General features: G+C 39.0%; 13 protein-coding genes. 1 reads left to right on the forward strand and 12 read right to left on the reverse strand.

What is annotated here, in order from left to right:
* Positions 1 to 260 precede the first annotated feature (260 nt).
* From L1068_RS05765 to L1068_RS05795, 7 genes are all read right to left on the reverse strand, one after another.
* Positions 261 to 1,406, reverse strand: a complete 1,146-nt coding sequence (locus L1068_RS05765) for an NERD domain-containing protein (RefSeq protein ID WP_237129452.1) — start codon at positions 1,404 to 1,406, stop codon at positions 261 to 263.
* A gap of 164 nt (positions 1,407 to 1,570) precedes the next feature.
* Positions 1,571 to 4,363, reverse strand: a complete 2,793-nt coding sequence (locus L1068_RS05770) for a DEAD/DEAH box helicase family protein (protein ID WP_343221867.1) — start codon at positions 4,361 to 4,363, stop codon at positions 1,571 to 1,573.
* Positions 4,356 to 4,967 (reverse strand): methyltransferase domain-containing protein, encoded by a 612-nt coding sequence (locus tag L1068_RS05775; RefSeq protein ID WP_237129453.1) that lies wholly within the window; start codon positions 4,965 to 4,967, stop codon positions 4,356 to 4,358. The genes L1068_RS05770 and L1068_RS05775 overlap by 8 nt, the downstream gene beginning before the upstream one ends.
* 333 nt (positions 4,968 to 5,300) lie before the next feature.
* Positions 5,301 to 6,206 carry a UTP--glucose-1-phosphate uridylyltransferase GalU gene (gene galU / locus L1068_RS05780; protein ID WP_237129454.1) on the reverse strand — a complete coding sequence of 302 codons (906 nt, stop codon included), beginning with the start codon at positions 6,204 to 6,206 and terminating at the stop codon, positions 5,301 to 5,303.
* Position 6,207: 1 nt separating this feature from the next.
* Positions 6,208 to 7,956, reverse strand: coding sequence for a sugar phosphorylase (locus L1068_RS05785; RefSeq protein ID WP_237129455.1), 1,749 nt, complete (start codon positions 7,954 to 7,956; stop codon positions 6,208 to 6,210).
* On the reverse strand, positions 7,956 to 9,200 hold the full coding sequence (locus tag L1068_RS05790) for a glycosyl transferase (protein ID WP_237129456.1): 1,245 nt from the start codon (positions 9,198 to 9,200) through the stop codon (positions 7,956 to 7,958). Before L1068_RS05790 ends, L1068_RS05785 begins: the two co-directional genes overlap by 1 nt.
* The gene (locus L1068_RS05795; protein WP_237129457.1) at positions 9,193 to 11,001 is read right to left on the reverse strand and encodes an HAD-IIB family hydrolase; all 1,809 of its coding nucleotides are present in this window, start codon (positions 10,999 to 11,001) and stop codon (positions 9,193 to 9,195) included. Before L1068_RS05795 ends, L1068_RS05790 begins: the two co-directional genes overlap by 8 nt.
* Positions 11,002 to 11,263: 262 nt before the next feature.
* On the opposite strand from L1068_RS05795, the gene L1068_RS05800 reads away from it, so the two are divergent.
* Positions 11,264 to 12,433, forward strand: a complete 1,170-nt coding sequence (locus tag L1068_RS05800; RefSeq protein ID WP_237129458.1) for a lipid-transfer protein — start codon at positions 11,264 to 11,266, stop codon at positions 12,431 to 12,433.
* A gap of 321 nt (positions 12,434 to 12,754) precedes the next feature.
* Here the strand turns inward: L1068_RS05800 and rdrB are convergent, their stop codons facing one another.
* From rdrB to L1068_RS05825, 5 genes are all read right to left on the reverse strand, one after another.
* Entirely contained in the window at positions 12,755 to 15,316 is a 2,562-nt protein-coding gene (gene rdrB, locus L1068_RS05805) for an antiviral RADAR system adenosine deaminase RdrB (protein WP_237129459.1), read from the reverse strand.
* Positions 15,316 to 18,030 (reverse strand): antiviral RADAR system adenosine triphosphatase RdrA, encoded by a 2,715-nt coding sequence (gene rdrA, locus L1068_RS05810; protein ID WP_237129460.1) that lies wholly within the window; start codon positions 18,028 to 18,030, stop codon positions 15,316 to 15,318. Before rdrA ends, rdrB begins: the two co-directional genes overlap by 1 nt.
* Before the next feature lies 1 nt (position 18,031).
* Positions 18,032 to 18,757 (reverse strand): hypothetical protein, encoded by a 726-nt coding sequence (locus L1068_RS05815; protein WP_237129461.1) that lies wholly within the window; start codon positions 18,755 to 18,757, stop codon positions 18,032 to 18,034.
* Between the two features lie 1,261 nt (positions 18,758 to 20,018).
* Positions 20,019 to 20,345: a YbaB/EbfC family nucleoid-associated protein gene (locus L1068_RS05820; protein WP_054980044.1), complete on the reverse strand. Its 327-nt coding sequence runs from the start codon at positions 20,343 to 20,345 to the stop codon at positions 20,019 to 20,021.
* A gap of 45 nt (positions 20,346 to 20,390) precedes the next feature.
* On the reverse strand, positions 20,391 to 21,225 hold an 835-nt coding region (locus L1068_RS05825; protein ID WP_275419456.1), incomplete at its 5' end, for a DNA polymerase III subunit gamma/tau C-terminal domain-containing protein.

Here is a 21,225-nt window from a genome sequence, read left to right on the forward strand (position 1 = left end):
CCAATTCAAGATATGCCTTTATGTTCTAGCGCATTTACGAATTTTCACAATTAAGTAAACGTTTTGACTAATACCTGTAATAAAAGTAAGGACAATACGCGCAAAAACAACCCAAAATCCGCAAAGTAACGATTCAAAAAAGCGAGATATTCATCATTCCTGAAAGAAAGGACTAGAATTTTCAAAGGAAAAAAGTGAAATAGTTACTCGAGATATTGGTTAGGTAAAAATATTTGACTAAGATGTAGCAGTGCAAATCTCTAAATATCGTATTGCCTCGCCTTTACTTCGTGAATATGCTGCTTAAAATCTTCACGTGTCGTAACCGAAATCACTTTAGTGAGTCGTGTGTTAAATTCTTCAAGCTGGCTATCGGTAAATTTAACGTGGGTAAAGCCAGATAAAAATGCTTCCATCTCACTAACATAACGTACATTCGGCGGAAGCTTTGTTTTAAAACTCGCTTTATCATGAAACAGCACTAAGGATTCAACACCATCAACAACGCCAAGTAATCGGCTGACTGCTAAGCAATGTTTATAGTTTTGCCTAAGCGGGTTCATAAATTGGGTTTTACGCCCTGTTAAAGTCTGCGTCCATTTCGCTTGGTGCTGGCTACCGAATATATAACCACTGTAATTTTTGCTCTCAATTACAAATACGCCAACTGGTGAAACAATTAAATGATCAATTTCAGTAAGCTCATCATTATCGTTCGTTAGCAGCACACTCGTATAATGACTCACATTACTCATCGCCGATAACACTTTGTTGTTAATAATCTTTTCAATTAGATTATTAACAACAGCCTCCCCTTGAAGGCCACTTGAGCTGCTTACATCATTAGCAACAATTTCGGCTATGGTATCTTTTAGTACAGAGCAAGATTTATCTGAAACGTTTGCAGCAGTTTTAGGGTTAATGTCTTCATTTTTTCTTACAGGCAGGTTACTTACAACGGGTTCAATACGACCTGTTACTTTTTTAAGTAGTGATTTAGCAGCACGTTTGGCAAACAGTACAGTGATTGCTTTGAGAAAAGCTAAAACAAACATAATGACTAACACCAAAGCACCTATTTTGAGCACTAAGCTAAGCATATTGTTGACTGGAACTGATGTTTTGGCTTGATGTGGTGTCGTTACAACGGCTTGATTTGATGGCTCCGTAAGGTTTTGTGAGTGTAACTTTTTAGTTGTATAAATTGGGGTCAGTTTATCAGTGTTTGTTGCTGTAGTATTTGTTTGATTAGCCTTAGGTAACGTAAAGGGGTTAACACAGTGCGTGTCAACAGAGCGCTTGGCAGTTTTGTATTGATTAGATTGCGGATATGCACTGTACTCTTTCACTTGGTTTTTCAATAAAATGCAGGTGCCTTCACTGTATTGCTCACTAGCGAAACTCACAAAAACCACAAAATATAAAACAAACGTTAAAATCCCTTTATTCACGTTTTACTTACTCCACAATTCCTTTTAGCTTTGCAAAAGAGCGCATGTATTCATTTGCAACCATTGGTTCATATTCTGGGTTTTTAGCCATGAGTACATATTGCGCGTCGCCATACTCATTAGTCTGTTTTTTTTACGTCTCGAAGTAAATATTGACTATCTCCGGCACCATCTTGACGTTCTATCGCAACAGTTGCATGTTGCAGTGAGCCAGCACTTGTCGGAGTGACCCACTCAAGTAATAATAACTGTTCATCCATTATCGGAGACTTACCGCCATTCATCGAGTTACCACTTGCACGTGCTAGAAAATATCTTTCAGGATCTAACCTGCCAAACCCCATTGGTATTTCCATATACTCCATATCACTTTCATCACCATTTTTGAAATGACCACATGCAATCTTTAAATTTGGAAAATATGGCAACACTGCTACTTTTTCAGAACTGTCACAGCTTGATACGGGTAGCTTATTTTGCTCACTTATGGTCAATTCATCTACTTTCGATTGTCTAATGCGTTTTGTATATTGCGCAAGCAAATAATCCGTAAGATCTAAAACCGCTGTATTTAAATTATCTACAATTTCGGAAGGTACATCGAAATCTGCAACAAACTTTTCGTTTTCAAGTTTGAACCATACATCACCACGCTTATTTGGCGTTGTAAACGCTCTAATCGGATTTTTACTCCAGTATTTAAACCAAGCCTCAGAGTCACTACTCTGATTTCTATCTGAATCACTTAAATCATAGGCTCTTAAGTTAGGGTAACGCTTTAATATTTCGCCACTTCTAATCGATAATTGCTTTATGCTAGGTGGGTTAACAAATCCATTTAAAGCGACAAATGCTTGCAATAAAATTGCTTTGAAGCTTTTAGTCATACTGGTTGTTTGAATGCCAACTTTCAAAAATTCAAAGTAAGATTTAAGCGTAAGCGCTTTAGCACTTGCCTCTTCATCAAAGTCTGATGTACTTGCAATTAATTCAAACCAACCTGTATGTTGTTTGTTAACCTTTTTTAAGTCGCCATAGTGATAATAAAATTCAGTGACTGTCGGCAAGTGCCCTAATTGCTCAGCTAAGCAAACTAGATCTTCGCTCGCTGTTGTACGCTGCATCCTAGCCAACTTATACCAAAAATCGCTTACTTCAAGGTCGATATTAATAAAACAACCTTCAGGTAAGTTTGGATCACCTAACTGATTTACAACACCTTTAGCTGTACTCTCATGAAATAGGGCAAAAGGTTTATTTAAAAAGCTATGGTGGTTGCCAATAAAATCAAGCACAACTAAATGAGTTTTACCTTCATTTAATCTAAGGCCTCGACCTAACTGTTGGAGAAATAATATTTTCGATTCACTAGGGCGTAAAAATAAAATAGTATCGATACAGGGTAAGTCCGTGCCTTCGTTAAACAAATCTACAGAGAATAAAACGTCTACTTGACCATTTTCTAGCATAGTAAGCGCTTCATTACGGCGCACAGATGATTCGCTATGTACTGATAACGCATTTATACCGTTTATGTTAAACGTATAAGCCATAAAGTCTGCGTGTTTTTTGGAAATACAAAATGCGAGCGTTTTTGACTGCTTATATTTTTGCCAATGCTCAATTGCATGCTTGGCTCGTTTTTCAGTAGCAAATTTATTTTCTAATGATGCGGGGTCAAACCGTCCATTACGCCAAGGGATTGCTTGATAGTTAACATTACTATCCCAAATTCCGTAGTAGTGAAAAGGCACTAGAGTTTCCTGATCGATCCCTTGCACTAAATTTCTTTCAAAAACTAAATTATTATCGCATAAGCTTAAAATATCAGCTTGGTCTGTTCTTTCAGGGGTTGCAGTAAGACCCAATAAAAACTGGGGCTCAAAGTGCGATAATAAATTACGATACACAGGTGAACTGGCATGATGAAACTCATCAATCACAATATAATCGAAGTGTCTTTTACTAAATTTAGCTAAGTGTTCAGGGCGCCCTAATGTCTGCACAGAGGCAAATATACAATCTGCCTCGTAATTTTTTATTTTGCCCGAGTAAAAACCTGTTTCAAGTGGTAAAAGTTGTGAGTAGGTGGACTGTGCTTGTATTAAAATCTCCTCTCTGTGTGCAACAAACAATACGCGCTTCGCTCCTATTTGTTTCACATCAAACGCACTGAGCCACGTTTTACCCATGCCAGTTGCAAGCACAACCAAGCCCCTTTCGAACCCTCTTTTTCTGGTTTCATTTAACGCTTCGAGTGCTTCGATTTGCTCTTTACGAGGGGCAATTTCAGCGTCTTCAGCAGTTGTTTCTCCATTTACACCAACTACGGTTTGTGGCTTTCTTCGTTTTATGTATTCGTCGATCCAATTATGTGTTAAAGGTTGAACCAAACAATGATTTATAATTTTTTCAAATGCTTCCCGAATAGCCCCAAATTCATTTACCGACGCTTCACTATAATCAACTCTGACATTCCATTCGTGACCATTTGTTAACGCACTCCTGCTTATATTGCTTGAACCAATAAATGCACAACCAGACTGAACTTGGCTTTGATTATTTGTTTTTACAAAGATATATGACTTTAAATGAAAACTTTGCTGAGACTCAGAGCAATAAATAAGAATTTTTGCTCCTTGCTCTGCAAGTATCATTAAATGTCTCAGTGCGATTGGGTGCGTTATGTCTAAATAGTCTGACGTTAATATAGTAACTGACGCACCACTTGCTAAGGCTTCCAGTAATGGATTAAAAAGCAAATTTATACCGCTAGGTTGGATAAATGATACGGCTATTTCAATTTCACTCGCATGATTTATAGCATAAACTAGCTGAGGTAATAACGGATTATCATCACCAACAAACAATTTTTGTGCTGATAATTGAACTCCACCATACACCTTACTCATTTAAATCTACTCTAGTAAGAATGGCATTAAACCACTGCTCGTTTTCGCGCCCTGCTCGTCTATCACCAGTTATCCATGTGTTTGTAATTTTGAGCTGTGTGTTGTCAGCTAGCAGAGTTTCTAGTGCTTGTTCATTGAAGTCGGTGAATGCTCGGCCGTTGTGCTCTCTTGGGGCTAAATTTGGTTCACCATATTTGAATGATACATACATTACGCCGCCTGATTTTAACGCGGTAGTTAAACGGGAAAATACATCACTCAGCTCAACAAAGGGGACGTGTAATAAGCTTGCGCAACACCAAATTGCATCGTAGCAGTTTTGTTCATTAATTTGTTGGAAGGTTTTATGTTCTACAGCAAACCCTAAAAATTTGCTGGCTTGTTTAACGAGTTCTTCGCTAGCATCGATTGCGCTTACAGTAAAACCTTGTGCGGCAAATGCTTTGCTATCTCTGCCACTGCCACAACCTGCATCCAATATGTGGCCACCTACTTTCACATGAGGTAAAAATATTTGATATAAAGGCTGCATATCAACATTAATCGTTGAATCAAAGAACGCTTTTGCGTGCGCATTATAGTATTGGATATTTTGGTGACTCACAGACGTTACTTCCTTAATTGCCTGGCGCAAGTTATAACGAAATTTAACAGAGTTTATTCATAAATAACAGATGATTACCTAAATTAGATAGCCACTCACCAAACTGTTTTTGCTTTACGGTGACATTCAGTGTGACAATAAACACAACTTTGAGATTAGGGTTTTTACAAAGCTAAAAGTGCCAGCGCCCAGCTTGCGTTACGCATAGTGTGTAAGTAACGCTTTTTGCAAGAGGTTAAACAAACCTTGTGATGTATAGAAGCACTCGACAAATACTAAAGTCTTGACTGCCAAAGTGCGTCATTTAATTTTTAAAATAAGCTGAATTTAATTTCAATAACGGTTTTCAGCGAGTACTTCGTCAATATATTGAGTGAGTTCGCCTTTAAACTCTGCTCGTTGAATGGCGTATTCAATATTGGCCTTTATAAAGCCCAGTTTGTTACCGCAATCGTGGGTTTTGCCCACCAGCTGGTAAGCTTCCAGCCCTTGTTGGTCTAATAACGTATAAAGCGCATCGGTTAGCTGAATTTCGTCCCCTGCGCCAGGTGGCGTTTTGGCTAAAATTGGCCAAATACTTTCTGAGAGCACATAGCGTCCGGTAATAGCAAGGTTTGAAGGGGCTTCTTCGCGTGGCGGTTTTTCTACCATGCCGATGATTTTAGCGGTTTCGCCTGCACACAGGATTTGGTTGTCTAAATCAACCACGCCATAGCTTTTTACTTGCGCCATCTCTACCGGGTTTACCATTATTTGGTTTATACCGTGTTGGTTATAGTTGTTAACCATTTGCGCGAGGTTTTCTACGCCTAAATCTGAGTGGTATTTATCAATAATTACATCGGGCAATATTACTGCAAATGGTTCGTCGCCAATCACTGAGCGTGCACATAAAATGGCGTGCCCTAGCCCTTTTGCCTCAGCTTGGCGCACTGAGATCATGGTTATGCCTTTGGGGTTTATGCTTTTAACCTCTTGCAACAGCGAGCGCTTAACCCGTGATTCTAGCTGGGCTTCTAGTTCAAAACTGGTGTCAAAATGGTTTTCGATGGAGTTTTTACTGGCATGAGTTACAAGTACAATTTCTTTAATACCCGCCGCTGCGGCTTCTTCTACCACGTATTGAATTAGCGGCTTGTCTACTAAGGTAAGCATTTCTTTGGGAATGGCTTTGGTTGCCGGCAACATGCGGGTTCCTAACCCTGCAACAGGGATCACTGCTTTGGTTACTTTTTTCATTTTATATTCCCTTGTTTTTATTGGTAAGCCAAATAGTTTGATACGGCAGCAACGCAAGTTCGCTATTTATATCGGTTATGTGCTGGCCTGTAAGTAAGTCATACCAATTTTCTGTTTCAATTAAATTAAGTTCATTAAGTCTAAGTGACGTTGGCGTATTGGTAATATTAGCAACACTAAAAATACTTTGACTGCGATTAATGCATTGTCGCCAAACGCCAAATAACTCGGGGCCAAGTTGCAATACAAATTGGGTGGCATTTGGGTGAAAAGCGGGCTGTGCTTTTCTAATTTGAAGTAAGCGTTTAAGTGCACCTAATACTTTACTGTGATGACTGTAAATATTATTTAATTGCACTGTTAGTAACTCGCTTTGCCAACGGTGGCGGTTAATTGCCCGGTTATGGTGGGTGTTGTCGTATTTTTCATAGTCATTCTCGGTGGCCAATAAACTGTGAATATAAATTCCGGGTATGCCTTCTAGGCTCATCATAATGCTATGAGCACATAGAAATCGCTGAAACTGATATTTATCGGGCCCATTAACCGTGCCTTTTAGCGCGTCAAACAGGGCAATGTTCATCTCGTATGGTTTTTGGCTGCCACCTTCACTGGTGCGCCACGAAATAAGGCCACCAAACTGTTGCATTGTTTTTACCATTTTCGCAATGTTTTCATCACTTAATAGCCCTTCTGCCGGGCGCAGCCCTATGCCATCGTGCGATGCAATAAAGTTAAAATAGCATGTGCCATTTTGCGCTGGCGGCATACGCATTAACCAGTTTTTTAACGCCTGACAATCGCCCGAAATTAAGCTGTAAATTAGTAAAGGCGGTAATGAAAAGTTATAAATTGCATGCGCTTCGTTAGCATTGCCAAAGTAGGCCAGATTTTGCGTATTGGGTATGTTGGTTTCAGTAATAATAATGGCGTTTTCGTTTGCGCATTCAATTAATGTGCGTAGCAACCTAACCACTTCATGGGTTTGCGGTAAGTTAATGCAACTAGTGCCAATTTCTTTCCACAAAAATGCAATGGCATCTAAGCGAAAAATACGCACGCCCGCATCAAGGTATTGCTTAATAATGCCCACAAACGTAATCAGCACCTCTGGATTTGAAAAGTCTAAATCAACCTGATCGTGGCTAAAGGTACACCATACAAATTGCTCGCCATTTTGGCTTGTTACTGGCTTTAATAACGGCGAAGTGCGTGGCCTTACAACTTTATCAAGTGGATCGTTTGGCAAAGCGGTATAAAAATAATCATGGCCTGTGCCCTCGCCTTTAATAAAGTTTTCAAACCAAATAGAGCGTGCCGAGCAATGATTGATCACTAAATCAGCCATTAATTTATACTCTTTGCTGATTGCGCTAATGTCGCACCAATCGCCTAATGATTCGTTAACGCTAGAATAATCAAGCACTGAAAAGCCATCGTCTGAGCTGTACGGAAAAAACGGTAAAATATGCACCGCGCTTAGTTCGTCGCTTAAATGCGTATCAATAAAGTGTTTTAAGGTTACAAGTGGCTTTTCACCGTCTTTTACTATGCTATCGCCATAGGTGATCATCACAATGTCAGATTCGTTCCAACGATTTTGAAACGGCTTGGGGCCGTGTGCATTTTCAGCTAATTCCATTTTTGCTATTAGCCTGCTGGCAATTTGCTCTAACGGCGTTTTTAAGGTTATGCCTTGGTAAATCACTTGCAGTTGCATAACCAGTTTATCTGTTAGTGGGTATGTCATTAGCTTACCTTTTTACGCAACTTTTCAGAGTATTCTAAAAAGTCTTCTTCTACCGCTTGCTCTAAGCGCGTTAATACATCTGGCATGGCGCTAATAACGCGGTTCCAAGACGGAATAAACGGTGTTTCCATAGGCTTTTCTAAAAACGATTGTCCAGCTGCCATAATGTTTTTAGCGAACATTTCTACTGACTTCTCTTCAGTGTGAATATCCACTTGTAAGCCGTTAATAATGGCATCATTTTTATAGGTTTCGATATAATCGAGCGCGATACGAAAATACGTGGCTTTAATGGTGCGCATGGTTTCGGTGTTTAGGGTGTAGCCTTGGGTGGCGAGTTTTCTAAAAAATGCTTTGGTAATGTCTATCGACATTTTCGACAAGCCGCCCTCGCTATTATGTAGCGATAAGTCTTGGTGTTTATGGTCGTACACGTTGGCAATGTCTACTTGGCATAAGCGATTAGCGGCATAGTTGCGCTGCATTTCAGACAGCACACCAATCTCTAACCCCCAGTCGCTAGGAATACGAATATCATTTAGCACATCTTGCCTAAACGAAAACTCGCCCGAGAGTGAATAACGGTAGCTATCCATATAATCTAGGTAGTCGTTATGGCCCATCACACGTTTTAACGCCTTAAGAAGCGGCGTAACCAGTAAGCGTGCCACTCGGCCATTGAGTTTGCCATCGGAATAGCGAGCGTAATAGCCTTTACAAAACTCATAGTTAAATTGCGGATGTGCTACTGGGTAAATTAAGCGCGCCAGTAAACTGCGGTCGTAAGTTAAAATATCGCAATCATGCAATGCGATAGATTCGGCCTCTTTAGTGGCAAGTGCATACCCCATGCAGTACCACACATTGCGCCCTTTACCCATTTCGGTTGGCGCAACACCAAGCGCTTGTAATTCGGCATCTAATTTTTTTAAACGCGGGCCGTCGTGCCACATAATTTGATGAGGTTGGCCGAGGTATTTAAAAAACTCAATGGCTTTACAAAATTCGGCTTCATTAGCTCTATCTAGGCCAATAATTATTTGCGATAGGTATGGCACCTCACTTAAATGCTCAACAATTTTAGGCAATGCTTGGCCTTCTAACTCGCTATAAAGTGACGGTAAAATTAAACCCATTGGCCGCGTTTTAGAAAACTCAATAAGTTCGCTTTCTAACTCATCCACTCCTCGGTTCGTTAGGTTATGTAAGGTTGTTACAATGCCATTTTGGTAAAAATCAGCCATAGTGTTTCTCCTTTAGAGCAGTATTGCGAATGGATTTAATACGTTCTATGTGGTGGTTATCTAGTTCGCTTATTAGCTGCATCATTACTTCGTGCCAGCCAGTGGGTCCTGGCATAGATGAGCGCATCACCCCTTTTTCACGCTGTAGCTGAATAAATGGGTGTGTCATTGATTTTATTTGCACAGCAATATCGGCCGCTTCTAACATGGCGCTGTCGTTTTCGCTGTCGCCAAGCGCCACACTGAGCCAGCCTCCGGGCAGTTCGTGCTTTATTTGGTTAAACAACCATTCAAGCGCAACGCCTTTGCTTTCGTCGCCACACACATGCAAAAATCGCCCGCCTTCAATAATGGTTGTGCCGTTTTCGCGCATGCGTTTTATAAATGCCTTTTTTTGACAGGCATCACCAAGCCAATGAAGTGGCTCTGAGTAGTGGCGTAGTTTGGCTTTTTCAGCGTCTTTTTCGCTTAGGCCTGTAAGCTCGGCTAATTGGCTATTGCTCATTTGCGAAAAACCTTTGTAAAGGTGTGCTAAGTCGCTGGCATGCTGTTTAAGTTGGCTTAACCAAAAGCTGCGTGGTTGGCCAAACTCTTTTATGTAAAATTCACCAAACTCAACCAAGTTCGTTGGTGTGATCATATTCTCTTTTAACCATTTTTTTGGCAAAAATATCGCTGCGCCATTTTCTACTACAAAGGGTGTGGCCAGCCCCAATTGACCACGAATGGCCACTGTTTCTTTATAGGTTTTACTGGTGCAGGGAATAATTGGAAAATCGAGCTCATGGCACAAAAACACACTGACTTTTGCAGGTTGAAATTCATAGCTGTAATGGTCGAGCAAGGTACCATCAAGATCGGTAAATATTGCGAGCTTTTCAGGAAAGCATAACTGTTTAAAACGCCCGGTTACGTCAACAATTTTGCGCACTTCATTTAGGTGCAGGGTAATATCTGTATTTTCACTAAACTCTGCTAAACCAATGCGTGTAAGCCTTTCAAAAAACAGTACGAAGCGATCAATTTCTTGTTCGCTCATTATTTTGTTGTTTGCGAGTACGGTTTGGGATTGGCGTAGTTTGGTTTCTTGCTCTTTACGCCATTTGGCCACCACATCAAAACTGGGAGCTTTTAGCATAATCCAGCGGTCTATTCGCTGAAATACTTTTTGATACGGGCCACTTAGTTGATTATTAACGTAATTTCGCCATGTGCCATTTTGGTCTTCAGTATGTTCAAGCTGATTTATGGGTGTTAAAAGCGCGCTTTGTGGCTCTGCGTTAAGCCCTACGCACCACCCTTCTAAAATAATCACATCTGGAGGCGATGAAATTTTTGTCCATTTGTCGGCTGGAAATGGGTTATCTGTGGCTTTATTAAATCGGCGAATAAATAATGGGCGTTTAAGCGTTTTGCGCGTAAGCGCTGCTAAGTCATGATCTAGCTGTTCTATTTTGTGGGTACCGGGAACACCACGTGTACCAAGTAATGGATGAATGTTTGTTGCCAGTTCTTCGCGTTCAGATGCTGATAAGTAATAATCATCGAGCGAAATCGACACTACATTTAAGCCAAAATACATGCGTAAATATTGATTCAAAAAATCCGTTAGCGTGCTTTTTCCCGATCCCTGACACCCGTTAATACCAATTACCAATGTTTGCTTTGTTCTATTTTGGTGCAGTGCAATTTGCTCAGCGATTGGTGCATACCAAGTTTTAATGGTTTTTTTAACTTCCTGAGAAAGCGAGTGTTTTTCTATAAATTTAGTCAGAAACTTGGCTGAGAGTGCTTGCACCATATTAATGCATCCTTTGAACGTTTTAATAAGCTATTTATTAATGAGTCAAGGAATGTGCCAACGCAGACTAGCACTTTTGGGTTTTGCTATGTAACTCAACAAAGGACGAGAACATGGTTTTATATTCCTTCAAGTGCGTTATTTTTACCGTTTATGTGTTCTATTACACAAACAAAGTGTTAAAAGTTGGGCTTTCGCGTTAAGGTTTAAATCACCTCTCAACTGGTATTAAATTTCAGAAAATAAAAACAATAGGCTGAAAATGAAAAATGTAATCATTGCTGGCGTTGGTATGACACAGTTTTGTAAACCGGGCCAACAAGAGCCGTACCGTGTAATGGCTGCAAACGCTATTCGACTGGCGCTCACAGACGCTGGAATTAACGTAAGCCAAATAGAACAAGGATATGCCGCTTATATTTACGGCGATAGCACCTGTGGGCAACATGCATTTTATGATGTTGCTCAAACCGGTATTCCTATCATTAATGTTAATAATAATTGCTCAAGTGGGTCTACGGCGCTTTATGCTGCGAGGCAAGCAATTTTATCTGGCGAGGTTGAATGTGTTGTTGCGTTTGGCTTTGAGGAAATGCAACCCGGTGCGTTAGGGTCACATTGGTCTGACAGAGAAAACCCATTTGATAGAGCTAACGCGGTATATGATAAATTTGGTATTGCAAAAGCGCCTATTGCTCTTCGCGCATTTGGTGCAGCCGGTAAACATTACATGGAAAAATATAATGTAAGCAGCGAGCTTTATGCAAAAGTCGCCGTAAAATCACGAAGCCACGCCATACATAACCCTTATTCATTATTTTCTACGCCACTCACCGTAGAAAGTGTGCTTAATGACAGAATAATTTTTGATGATTATATGACGCGCACTATGGCATGCCCGCCTACCTGTGGCGCTGCCGCCGCAATTCTGTGTAGCGACGCTTTTGCTAAAAAACACAATATTACACAGGGGGTGAAAATTATTGGCCAAGCAATGGCAACCGACACTGAAGAGTCATGGCACGACCCTATTCTTTCGGTGGGTGCCGGTATGACCAAACGCGCTGCCTATAAAGCCTTTAACCTAGCGGGTGTTTCACCTAAAGATGTTGACGTAGTGGAATTACATGACTGCTTTACCACCAATGAAGTAATTAATTATGAAGCGCTAGGATTATGTGAAGAAGGCGAAGCAATTAAGCTGATTTCAGACGGTGATAATACTTACGGCGGTAAGTTTGTGATTGGACCATCCGGTGGTTTGATGTCAAAAGGTCATCCCATTGGTGCAACAGGCATAGCGCAATGTGTTGAATTAAGCTGGCATTTACGCGGCCAAGCAGGCCAAAGGCAGGTTGAGGGCGCAAGGCTTGCGTTGCAGCATAATGTTGGCTTAGGTGGCGCTGTGGTAGTTACCCTATATCAAAAGTAGTTTTGAATTCTGATACATATAAAAATATCGCCAAAAGGCGCTATTTTTCAAAACATAAAATGCTTTCTAAATTAGAACGGCATTTTGAAGCCTAATGATCATAGGCTGCTTATAAGTGCTGATGTGTTATGAAAGCCGCATTCTTTCGTCTATTTTGTAACTTTCATAACTGTTTAGCACACGTTATTTCTAATTTTTTGGTATCTATTTGGTATCCGCGATTTTAGATAAATAATGCCATTTATCCTAAATAACCTTTCATATAAAAAGAAAGCACACAACAAATTAATTATCTGAGCCAACGCCAAACTTAAAGAAGATTTAATTGTTTAACCATGAAAGGTGGTTCCTTTTAAAAGTATCAACACCTCTTTGCCTCACTTTGTCTATCCAGTTCTGAGCTATATTCGCTCCCACTTCATAGTGGTGTATTGCCATATTTTTTAAAACTCTGTGTTCATTTTGAATGGTCGTAGGCATGAGTGCGGCATCATCTGTATTAACACAAACAGCAACTGAGCCTCTTCGTAGACCATATTTATTGTACTTTTCACCCTTTTCTAACCAGCTTTGTTCTGGTGGGTCCCACCTAAAGATAGGGTGTTCATAGTAATGCTCAAATCGACCAATATAGATATTTGATGTTGGACAAGCTTCTATGATGATCTCTTGTGCTGCATACTTTTCCATTTGTAAGTCTTGAATTGCTTCGAAAAGCTTCAATTCGGCAGCTGATACAGAGTCGTAATAACGTCCATCTTCAATACCAAATGGCACTTCGCTATATTGTGGCTGGCAATTAACAATCACAGGGATCTTTCTTCGTTCAAAATGTGCGTTTTCAAGTGTGCCTGCTAAAATATATTCACGCCAAAGTTCAAATATATCACTAGTCAAATGTGCTCCATTTACTTCAGTAAAATCCACAATCCACTCTTGATGACCACTTTCAAATGAATGAATCGAGGGGAACCCTGTATCGTTAGTATTTAAGTTAAGCGTTTCAGGGCAATTTCTTCTTAGCTTCCAAGCTTCACATAACGCTCTCGGATTGAGCTTGTTTTTTCTATTCGCATAAAGCTTAAGCGACCAGAAATCTATTTTTTCCTGAAGTAAATGCAAAACACCTGTGAATTCTGGCGCTTTTTGAATCACTTCTAGCGACTTTTGGTAGCACCAAACTAAGTTGTCTAAGTGATCACCCAGTGTGACATAAGCTGTCCCTTGCCTTTGCGCCCATATCTCAGGCATAACCCCCAATGCAAGCGCATGCCCTAGCCTATCACCACTTTTAAAATCACAAAACAGCACAGCTTCGTCAATGGCCCTTAGTCCGGAGAGTAAATGGCTGTAATCTTCACCTGAATGAATCGTTAAAAATGGTCTTTGATGGCGTTGAGTAAAATGATTAGAAGGATGCTTAGCTGCTCTCAAAGCTCTAAGAGCTGGCGCAAATACTTCTATGGGCAACTCATTTTCATTGCCAGCCACATCATACCCTCTAATTGCTTTACGCAAGTCTATGGTTTGCGACTCAGTGAAGTGGTTGCTTAGCTTAAAATAACTAAGTTCTTGCTGTGAAAATGACACGGAGCCGTGGAACGCCTGTAAAGCTCTAACTTGCTTTTTTAAATTAGCCCTTAGAGTTTTTTGATACTTATCTTCTCTTTTTGCTAAATCACCTTTTAAGCTTCGAGAAAAATGCAAAACAAAATGAATGTTTTCAGTCAGTGATTGTTTAAATGCCGACTCAAGTGCTTTTTGTAACTTAGTAGGTTTTGCATAACCTTTATCATTCACGATTACGCTAGGTGCAATGCGAAACTCTCGATATATTCTGCTATCAATATCGGTGACTAAGCCGTCTTCCATGGGGCTATCTTGCTTATTTAAATCTCGCTTTTTTCTAGCACTAAAACTAAACGACTCTACAAATTGGCCTAAACCTGCACCCCAAACAATCATATAATTACGTAAAATATTACTGGCTCTTACAAATTGAGAAGCCATGTTCGATGTATTTTTAAAATTTGCTAATACACCCAAGCAAAATAATACCCACCGAATGTCTGAGCGCACAGGCTTAAAATGAGAGGCTAGGTACGCTTTTTGCGATAAGCTACTCGCACAATTTGTTGTTAAGTAAAAAAGTGCTTGGCACTCTTTTGTTGTAAGGTTGATATTTGCAAAGCTTAAAGGGTTATCGCAAGGCTTTGAAAAAGCAGATTCCACCAGTCTATTTGCAAGTAGATTTACCGACGGAGGCAAGTTTTGTTTTTTATACACACCACTTTCGAACAGTGTATTTTCAGCACGATTTGGCCAACCATGCTCAGATAAGCTTTCACCAAATAGAGCAAAACTTAACAGAGACGGGCCTGTATGACCGTGACCACCAAGGTGCACATGGTTATCAGCAAAGGGTTTTGCTAATTTACTATTAGTCAGTGCATGGGGGCATTGGTTATTTACAATACAGTCAATCATTTCGTTACTCGAGAAATCATGACTATTTGCTAAGTCGCAATAAGCTTGAGCAATTATCCAACTGCCATCAACTAGGCTCAATAACTGTAACCATTGCTCTAACTTATTTGGCTTTACTTCAAAATGACAGCCCTGCCACTCTAAAAAGGTAATTGCCAAACGAGATAAAACATCTTGAACAGTAGGCTTTTTATCATAACCAAATGCGAGCAACTGATTAACGACATCTTCATTTCGGAGTTTTCGATTACAAAACACTTCATAGTCAAAGGGGTAAGTTTGAAAGCGTTTAAAAAATGCTTTGCCAAGTACATCCTCTTTCGCGAGTTGCTCAAGTGCTTTATCTGAGGTTAAAAATGCGATGTCACTAATGTGGCTGTCGCTGACTAGAAACATTAATCAGTATATCCCGCTTGATAGAGTGCAATTAAGAAATTTAAAGCTTTATCGCCTCGTTTTTCTTTACGTTCATTAAGTAAGTGCATGCTTCCTTTTAAATGCTCATTATAAAATCCGTCTATTTTATTTTTAATAGATTCATCGGCATTGTTAATATTCTCAATAAACTTAGCAGTTGTTGATACCCCATAAGCTCCCAAGTTTGTCTCTGTCAAAAAATTAAGAACATCATCTTCACGCAAATTTAGCGTCTCAGTTTTTTTTGATGCTACATTTTTACCCAAAATAATAAATGCCTCATGTTCACTTTGCCGTAAATGTTCATTTATTAAAGCGAATAAAGGGTGGCTTTCCAATGCATTAATAAAAAGCATCTGAAGTGCATTAGTGTCAGAGACTTCGCCTTCTAAAATAGCTCTATTTGCATTTAAAGTTCTGTCATACTTTTTAAACTCGATTGAGTTTCTTATTGTTTCCTGGTTCGGTGTAATAGCAACATTTGCAGTAACAGCTGTACCTTCAATCATAGCGGTACAAGCAGAATTGACCAAAATATACTCAAAGCGCTTGATATGATCTGTCAAATATTCATCTGTAAAGCCTGGGTTGAAGAAATTATTGACTCTAAAAGAGTTAAACGCTGTAAAGGTTTTGTTAAACATATAAGCAAAAATTGGAATAAGGTTTTCACTTGCGACTTGTTCGAACAACTTGGCATTTTCATTTCGCCACTGGGTGATTTTGGCTGAGAGAACCTCTGAAACCCTCTTTCTTCGGTTTAACTCTTCAAAGTCTTCTTCATCTGTTTTCGCTTCATCTGAATCAGTAAGTGTGTCGTCTTCAATTGCTTTTGTCGGCGACATATTAAAAATACAATAGAACGGTCGCCTGCCTAGTATATTATTTATACTGTTAATTTCTCTTTTTTCTTGTTGGGCAGTTAAGAAAGAATAAACGATGATTTCGAAAGCTCGGCTCATAAACACGAATTGATAGTCGTTTTTGAGCTTTGAATAAGCGTGAGTCTGTACAAAAGCACTAATAAGTAGCTCATCTAAGCTACAATAGATATCACTTTCAACGGTTTGATCTATATTGCCTTCATTGTCAACTGCAGTAAATATCTCAAAGTCTTTCTCTTTTGAAATCTTCACCTTTTTAGTTACAGTGCTTTTTTCATGATAAAACTCAATAGGAGGCAAGCTACTCAATGACCGATCATCGAATCTAAACGCTTCATTAAGTAGAGCTGAATTTTCTATCTCCCATTTATCTTTCTTATTATCTTTTTTCAGCTCAGAATAAGTCGCATTACCTGGTAATCCAAGAGACCTAAGTTGTGAACTTAGAAGCTCTTTACTAGCCCAATTTGTGTAATCTTTTGCCATTTGCGCTTGTTTTAAAGGATTAAAACAAGGTAAATCTAAAATATTAAACGGTTCTTCTTTATCACGATTTTTTAACGTCAGGTATGAATCAGTATTACAATATGCCATTCCCTCCTGCTTTAGATCTGCCCAGTTTAAATAGCCTTTCCATAATGCATTGCTCAAGCCTAGATCTTGCTTGGCTTTAATTAGTTCATCAGGATGAATAGTGCGAGCCAACAGCGTAAATTCTCGCGCACTTTTAGGTACTGGCCAGCCTTTTAACACTTCTTCATTTTTACAGAGTGGGTAAAAATGCTCTAACAGGTTATTTTCGTAATAACTATATTTAACCCATGACTTTTCATCTTTTTTGTCATCCGTTTTAAATCTAAGCGTTGGGTAAATATAATGAACAGGTAAAATCGTTATGCGCATATAGTTAGGGAATACTTTGGTTAAATACGCATTTGTCAGGTTTTTAGATATTTCGATCCCTTTTTCTAAAAGTTCATGATCTCTTGTTTTATCTCTATACGCTTTTTCTTCAAAGTGAACGTTGACCATTTGTTCATACAAGTTGTAGTCACCACTCACGATAGGAATAATGTAAGGGCAACCTAATAGACGGCGCACTTCGTCCACTACTTCATATGCGCGATCTAATGCCATATCAACATCATCAATGGGTAAAGCTATTGCGCTACTTCCTAACAAGTTTAGTGCAGCCTCAACATAGTCATGAAAACGACTCTCGATGTTGATACCCGATTTATATTGCAATATTTTATCTATGCCATTGCAGCCTTCAAACTCTTCTTTTTTTCCTAAAGAGTCAGCGAGCTTTTGCAGTTTTTTATAAAACCTTTGCTTACTCTCTTCATCTGTTCGGTCACCCGATGCACAACAATCCTTATTATTTAATACTTTTTCTACCTCGGTATAAACCTGTGCAACAATAACATTCGCAAAGTTATCATGGTCAACAAGCATTGTTGGATCAATAGCTGGCAAAAAGTGAATACTACCCGAAACATCATCACTATTTTTACAATGTACTTGCCACATGGCTTCACAATTGCGTAAAAATACGGTTTTACCTGTACCTCTTGCACCATTTATTAAAATTGAGTTATGAGACAGCCATGTTTTATGCTTATTATTTTTGCGCTCTGCCTTATAAGCAATTGCATCATTGACGAATGACTTGAGTTTATCAACTAGCTTATCTCTCGCTTCGTATTGCCAGAATTCTTTGTGATTTTGATCTTTTGATTCGTTCAACGATACAAAATCGTCACGATATTCTTCTTTTGTTAAATCTAATAAATATGATGTTGCCATTTTATTTTCTTAATCCTTTAATCCAGCCAAATGCTGCACTGCCGTAATTTTCATAATCTTTAACAATATCTATGTGCGCTTGTTCTTTTGATTTTTCAAACACTTGGAAAAGTTGCTCAACTGCAATTTCTTCATGCATATAGCCTCCAATATACTGGCCATAGATAACTTGTACTTTTTGCCTAGCCAGCCTATTTCTTGACCACGCTTTGGTATAACCAAGCTTACTATTTATGGCATAACTGAACACCAAGCCAACAATACCTAAAACAAAAAAGATAGGTAGCACTTCTTCCCATTCAAAAACAGTTAACGAGGACATTGATAGACCTATTAACAAATAAAATAAATTACTCAGTAGCATCAACCCCTTACTTTTAGTTTGACTACCTTTAGGGGCAATTAAATGAACTACTAAAAAGAAAAAAAAGCTAAAAAATAAAAATGCGGCAATAACACTGGGATAATAGCTTTCATCTAATATTAGAATCTCCCCAACATCACTCATCCTTGTGGCACTTAAACTTTCTATACTTGATAGTACAAAAATAAAACCAAATGTTGCCAATACACTAAACAATATATTAAAGCGTCGAGTAAATTTATGTTTGAACTCAAAGTCCCCTATTTTAGTTTCAAAGTGTTCACACATGTATTTTGCTAATTCACCCACATAATCAAGTTCTGATTCACTACCGATGAAATTAAATCTATTAAAGCCACTCACAATATACCTAACCTTATTAATTCTTTTACATTTGAGATGTGGAACACTAAGTTACAACCCTCTGTTTTTATTTGTTCTCTAACTCCAATTAGTTTTACCAAGCAAAGCTGGGGGGAACTTAGCGGTATCGTTAATTTGTGATGGACTAGAGATAATTTACATTGCAATTAAACAATTTGTTTACATCGAACATATAGCCTTATTTATTTTGTATGACTCGTCGAAGAGCTCTGATATATAGCATTCACTTTCTTAGAATACCTTGAAAAATATAACATTTTCACTCTTGACTGTCAGTATTTAAAACTGGCTTACTGAAGGTATAGTGGTCAGACTCTCAGGTGTATATAGCAGAAATCTCTTCATCAAAAGCAGGGTTACTTATAGGCCTTACACTATGAGCAACATCTATATCAGTCACAATTGAGTTTTTAGAACGCCAATCACTTAATCCTTTGGCAGATGTTTCAAGCGTGATTATTTTCAATCTGAAACTAAGCAAGGTACTTAGTTACACCTTTCAAATAAATGGTATACCAGAATTTCTATTCATAATAACTTTGCAAGTTAAAATGCCAAAACCTCTGTAAAAGTATTATATAGAAAGCACTGACATCGATATTGTATTGCATTTATTTTGTGATTAAATTGCAGGATGTTGCAATGGGCATGTATCAACAGAAGATTTCAAGTTTATTTTTTGGTTACGCAATCAAGTTTTTAACCAGAAACTGAGAGATATAATATTCTGACTTCCGAATACATACTCATAAAAGTAAGTTTAAAAATTGATGAGCATTTTTGTTGTATAAGTATATCTATTTAAATCCAGAAATATGTAATTTGATTTCACTAATAATATCTTTTTTGGAAATATCAATAATATCTTGAAGAGTTGTTTGAGCAGTGAAGACCCTAACAAGCAAGACAGAACCGTTCTCCGTATCAACTACGACATACTTACGCAAGTCGTAAGCTTAAAGCTGAGGCTAACCACGTATGGCTTGCCAAACAAATGGGACATGCTGATTCCGCATCATCTATGGAAAATGGATTAATGAAGGCCATGATGAGATAAATAAAGTTGCCGCCAATTTAGCATTGCTCTAATAATAAATATTGAGTAAAGACACAAAGCCCAAATAAAATAATTTGGACTTTTTTATTACTAGCGTTTGGTATCTATTTGGTATCCTTAAGTTTCAGACATAAAAATAGCGCCAAAAGGCGCTATTTTTCAAAACATAAAATGCTTTCTAAATTAGAACGGCATTTTGAAGCCAGGAGGCATTTGCATACCGCCAGTAACAGAAGCCATTTTTTCAGCTGAGCCTTCTTCAACGCGGCGAACTGCATCGTTGATTGCAGCTGCAACTAGATCTTCGATCATTTCTTTGTCGTCTTCCATTAATGACTCATCAATGTCGATGCGACGAACATTGTGGCTACCTAGCATAGTTACTTTCACAAGGCCTGCGCCTGCTTCGCCAACTACTTCCATATTTTTAATTTCTTCTTGGGCTTTTTGCATGCGCTCTTGCATTTGCTGCGCTTGCTTCATCATGTTACCCATTCCGCCTTTAAACATAATTTTTCTCTCTTTTAATGCATGGCAGCTAGGCTACCAACAGAATTATAATGCCTTTATTGTACCTTCATCTAGCTCTGCGTCAAAGTGTGTCATGAGCTGAGTGATAATTGGGTCGTTTTTAATGGTGTGCACCGCTTGTTGATGACGAAATGCATCAATCTTTTGCTGAATTTTAAACGGTGTTTGTTCTACCACATCGTTAAAATTAATAATTAATTCAACGTGCGTATTTAGTAAATTTGACAGCGCTTGTTGCAACTGTTCACGCAACATAGGTGAGTCGAGGTGTCGCTGTTCACTGTCAACCAGTAAGCTCACTTCTGCCCCATTTTGCTGATAAATACTGTGCAGAGCAAATTGACGCACGCGACCACCCAGGCCCATTGTTTCAATTTTATTTGCCCAATCATCTTGCTGATGAGCAAAACGCTCTTGTGAAATTGGGCTTTCAAAGCCTTCAATAACTTGCGGCTCAAGAGCAGGAGCTTCCTCTTGCTTTGGCTCTGGCGTTAATTGTTCAATTAACTCAGGTGCCACATGCTGAGTTTCTCCGCGGTATTTTTCAAGTGGGCTTTGCTTTGGTTTTGCAAAGTTTTCGCCCCTTTGCTGGGGCTCAGTCTTTTTTATTGACGTTTCGCTACCGTCCGGTTGAATAAGTGAACCCGAGCCCGACACATTGCGGCGCGCTAAAATTTTCGCGATTGCTTCGGCTTCGTTATTAAAATTTTGCTCAAAACTTGGCTGAGGCGACTCTTCTACTGGTGGCTGTTCATTTACCACCTGCTCAGGCATTTGCTGTGGCTCTGGTGCACTATCGAACTGTTGCTGTTGCTGTTGCTGTTGCTGTTGCTGTTGCTGTTGCTGTTGCTGTTGCTGT

The organism is Pseudoalteromonas sp. MMG024 (genome assembly GCF_021654175.1).
In the GTDB taxonomy this organism is placed as follows: domain Bacteria; phylum Pseudomonadota; class Gammaproteobacteria; order Enterobacterales; family Alteromonadaceae; genus Pseudoalteromonas.

Excerpts from the sequence above, each read along its gene's own strand:
- L1068_RS05770 (WP_343221867.1), bottom strand. The coding sequence starts at position 4,363 with ATGAGTAAGGTGTATGGTGGAGTTCAATTATCAGCACAAAAATTGTTT.
- galU (WP_237129454.1), bottom strand. The coding sequence starts at position 6,206 with ATGAAAAAAGTAACCAAAGCAGTGATCCCTGTTGCAGGGTTAGGAACC.
- L1068_RS05785 (WP_237129455.1), bottom strand. The coding sequence starts at position 7,956 with ATGACATACCCACTAACAGATAAACTGGTTATGCAACTGCAAGTGATT.
- L1068_RS05790 (WP_237129456.1), bottom strand. The coding sequence starts at position 9,200 with ATGGCTGATTTTTACCAAAATGGCATTGTAACAACCTTACATAACCTA.
- L1068_RS05795 (WP_237129457.1), bottom strand. The coding sequence starts at position 11,001 with ATGGTGCAAGCACTCTCAGCCAAGTTTCTGACTAAATTTATAGAAAAA.
- L1068_RS05800 (WP_237129458.1), top strand. The coding sequence starts at position 11,264 with ATGAAAAATGTAATCATTGCTGGCGTTGGTATGACACAGTTTTGTAAA.
- rdrB (WP_237129459.1), bottom strand. The coding sequence starts at position 15,316 with ATGTTTCTAGTCAGCGACAGCCACATTAGTGACATCGCATTTTTAACC.
- rdrA (WP_237129460.1), bottom strand. The coding sequence starts at position 18,030 with ATGGCAACATCATATTTATTAGATTTAACAAAAGAAGAATATCGTGAC.
- L1068_RS05820 (WP_054980044.1), bottom strand. The coding sequence starts at position 20,345 with ATGTTTAAAGGCGGAATGGGTAACATGATGAAGCAAGCGCAGCAAATG.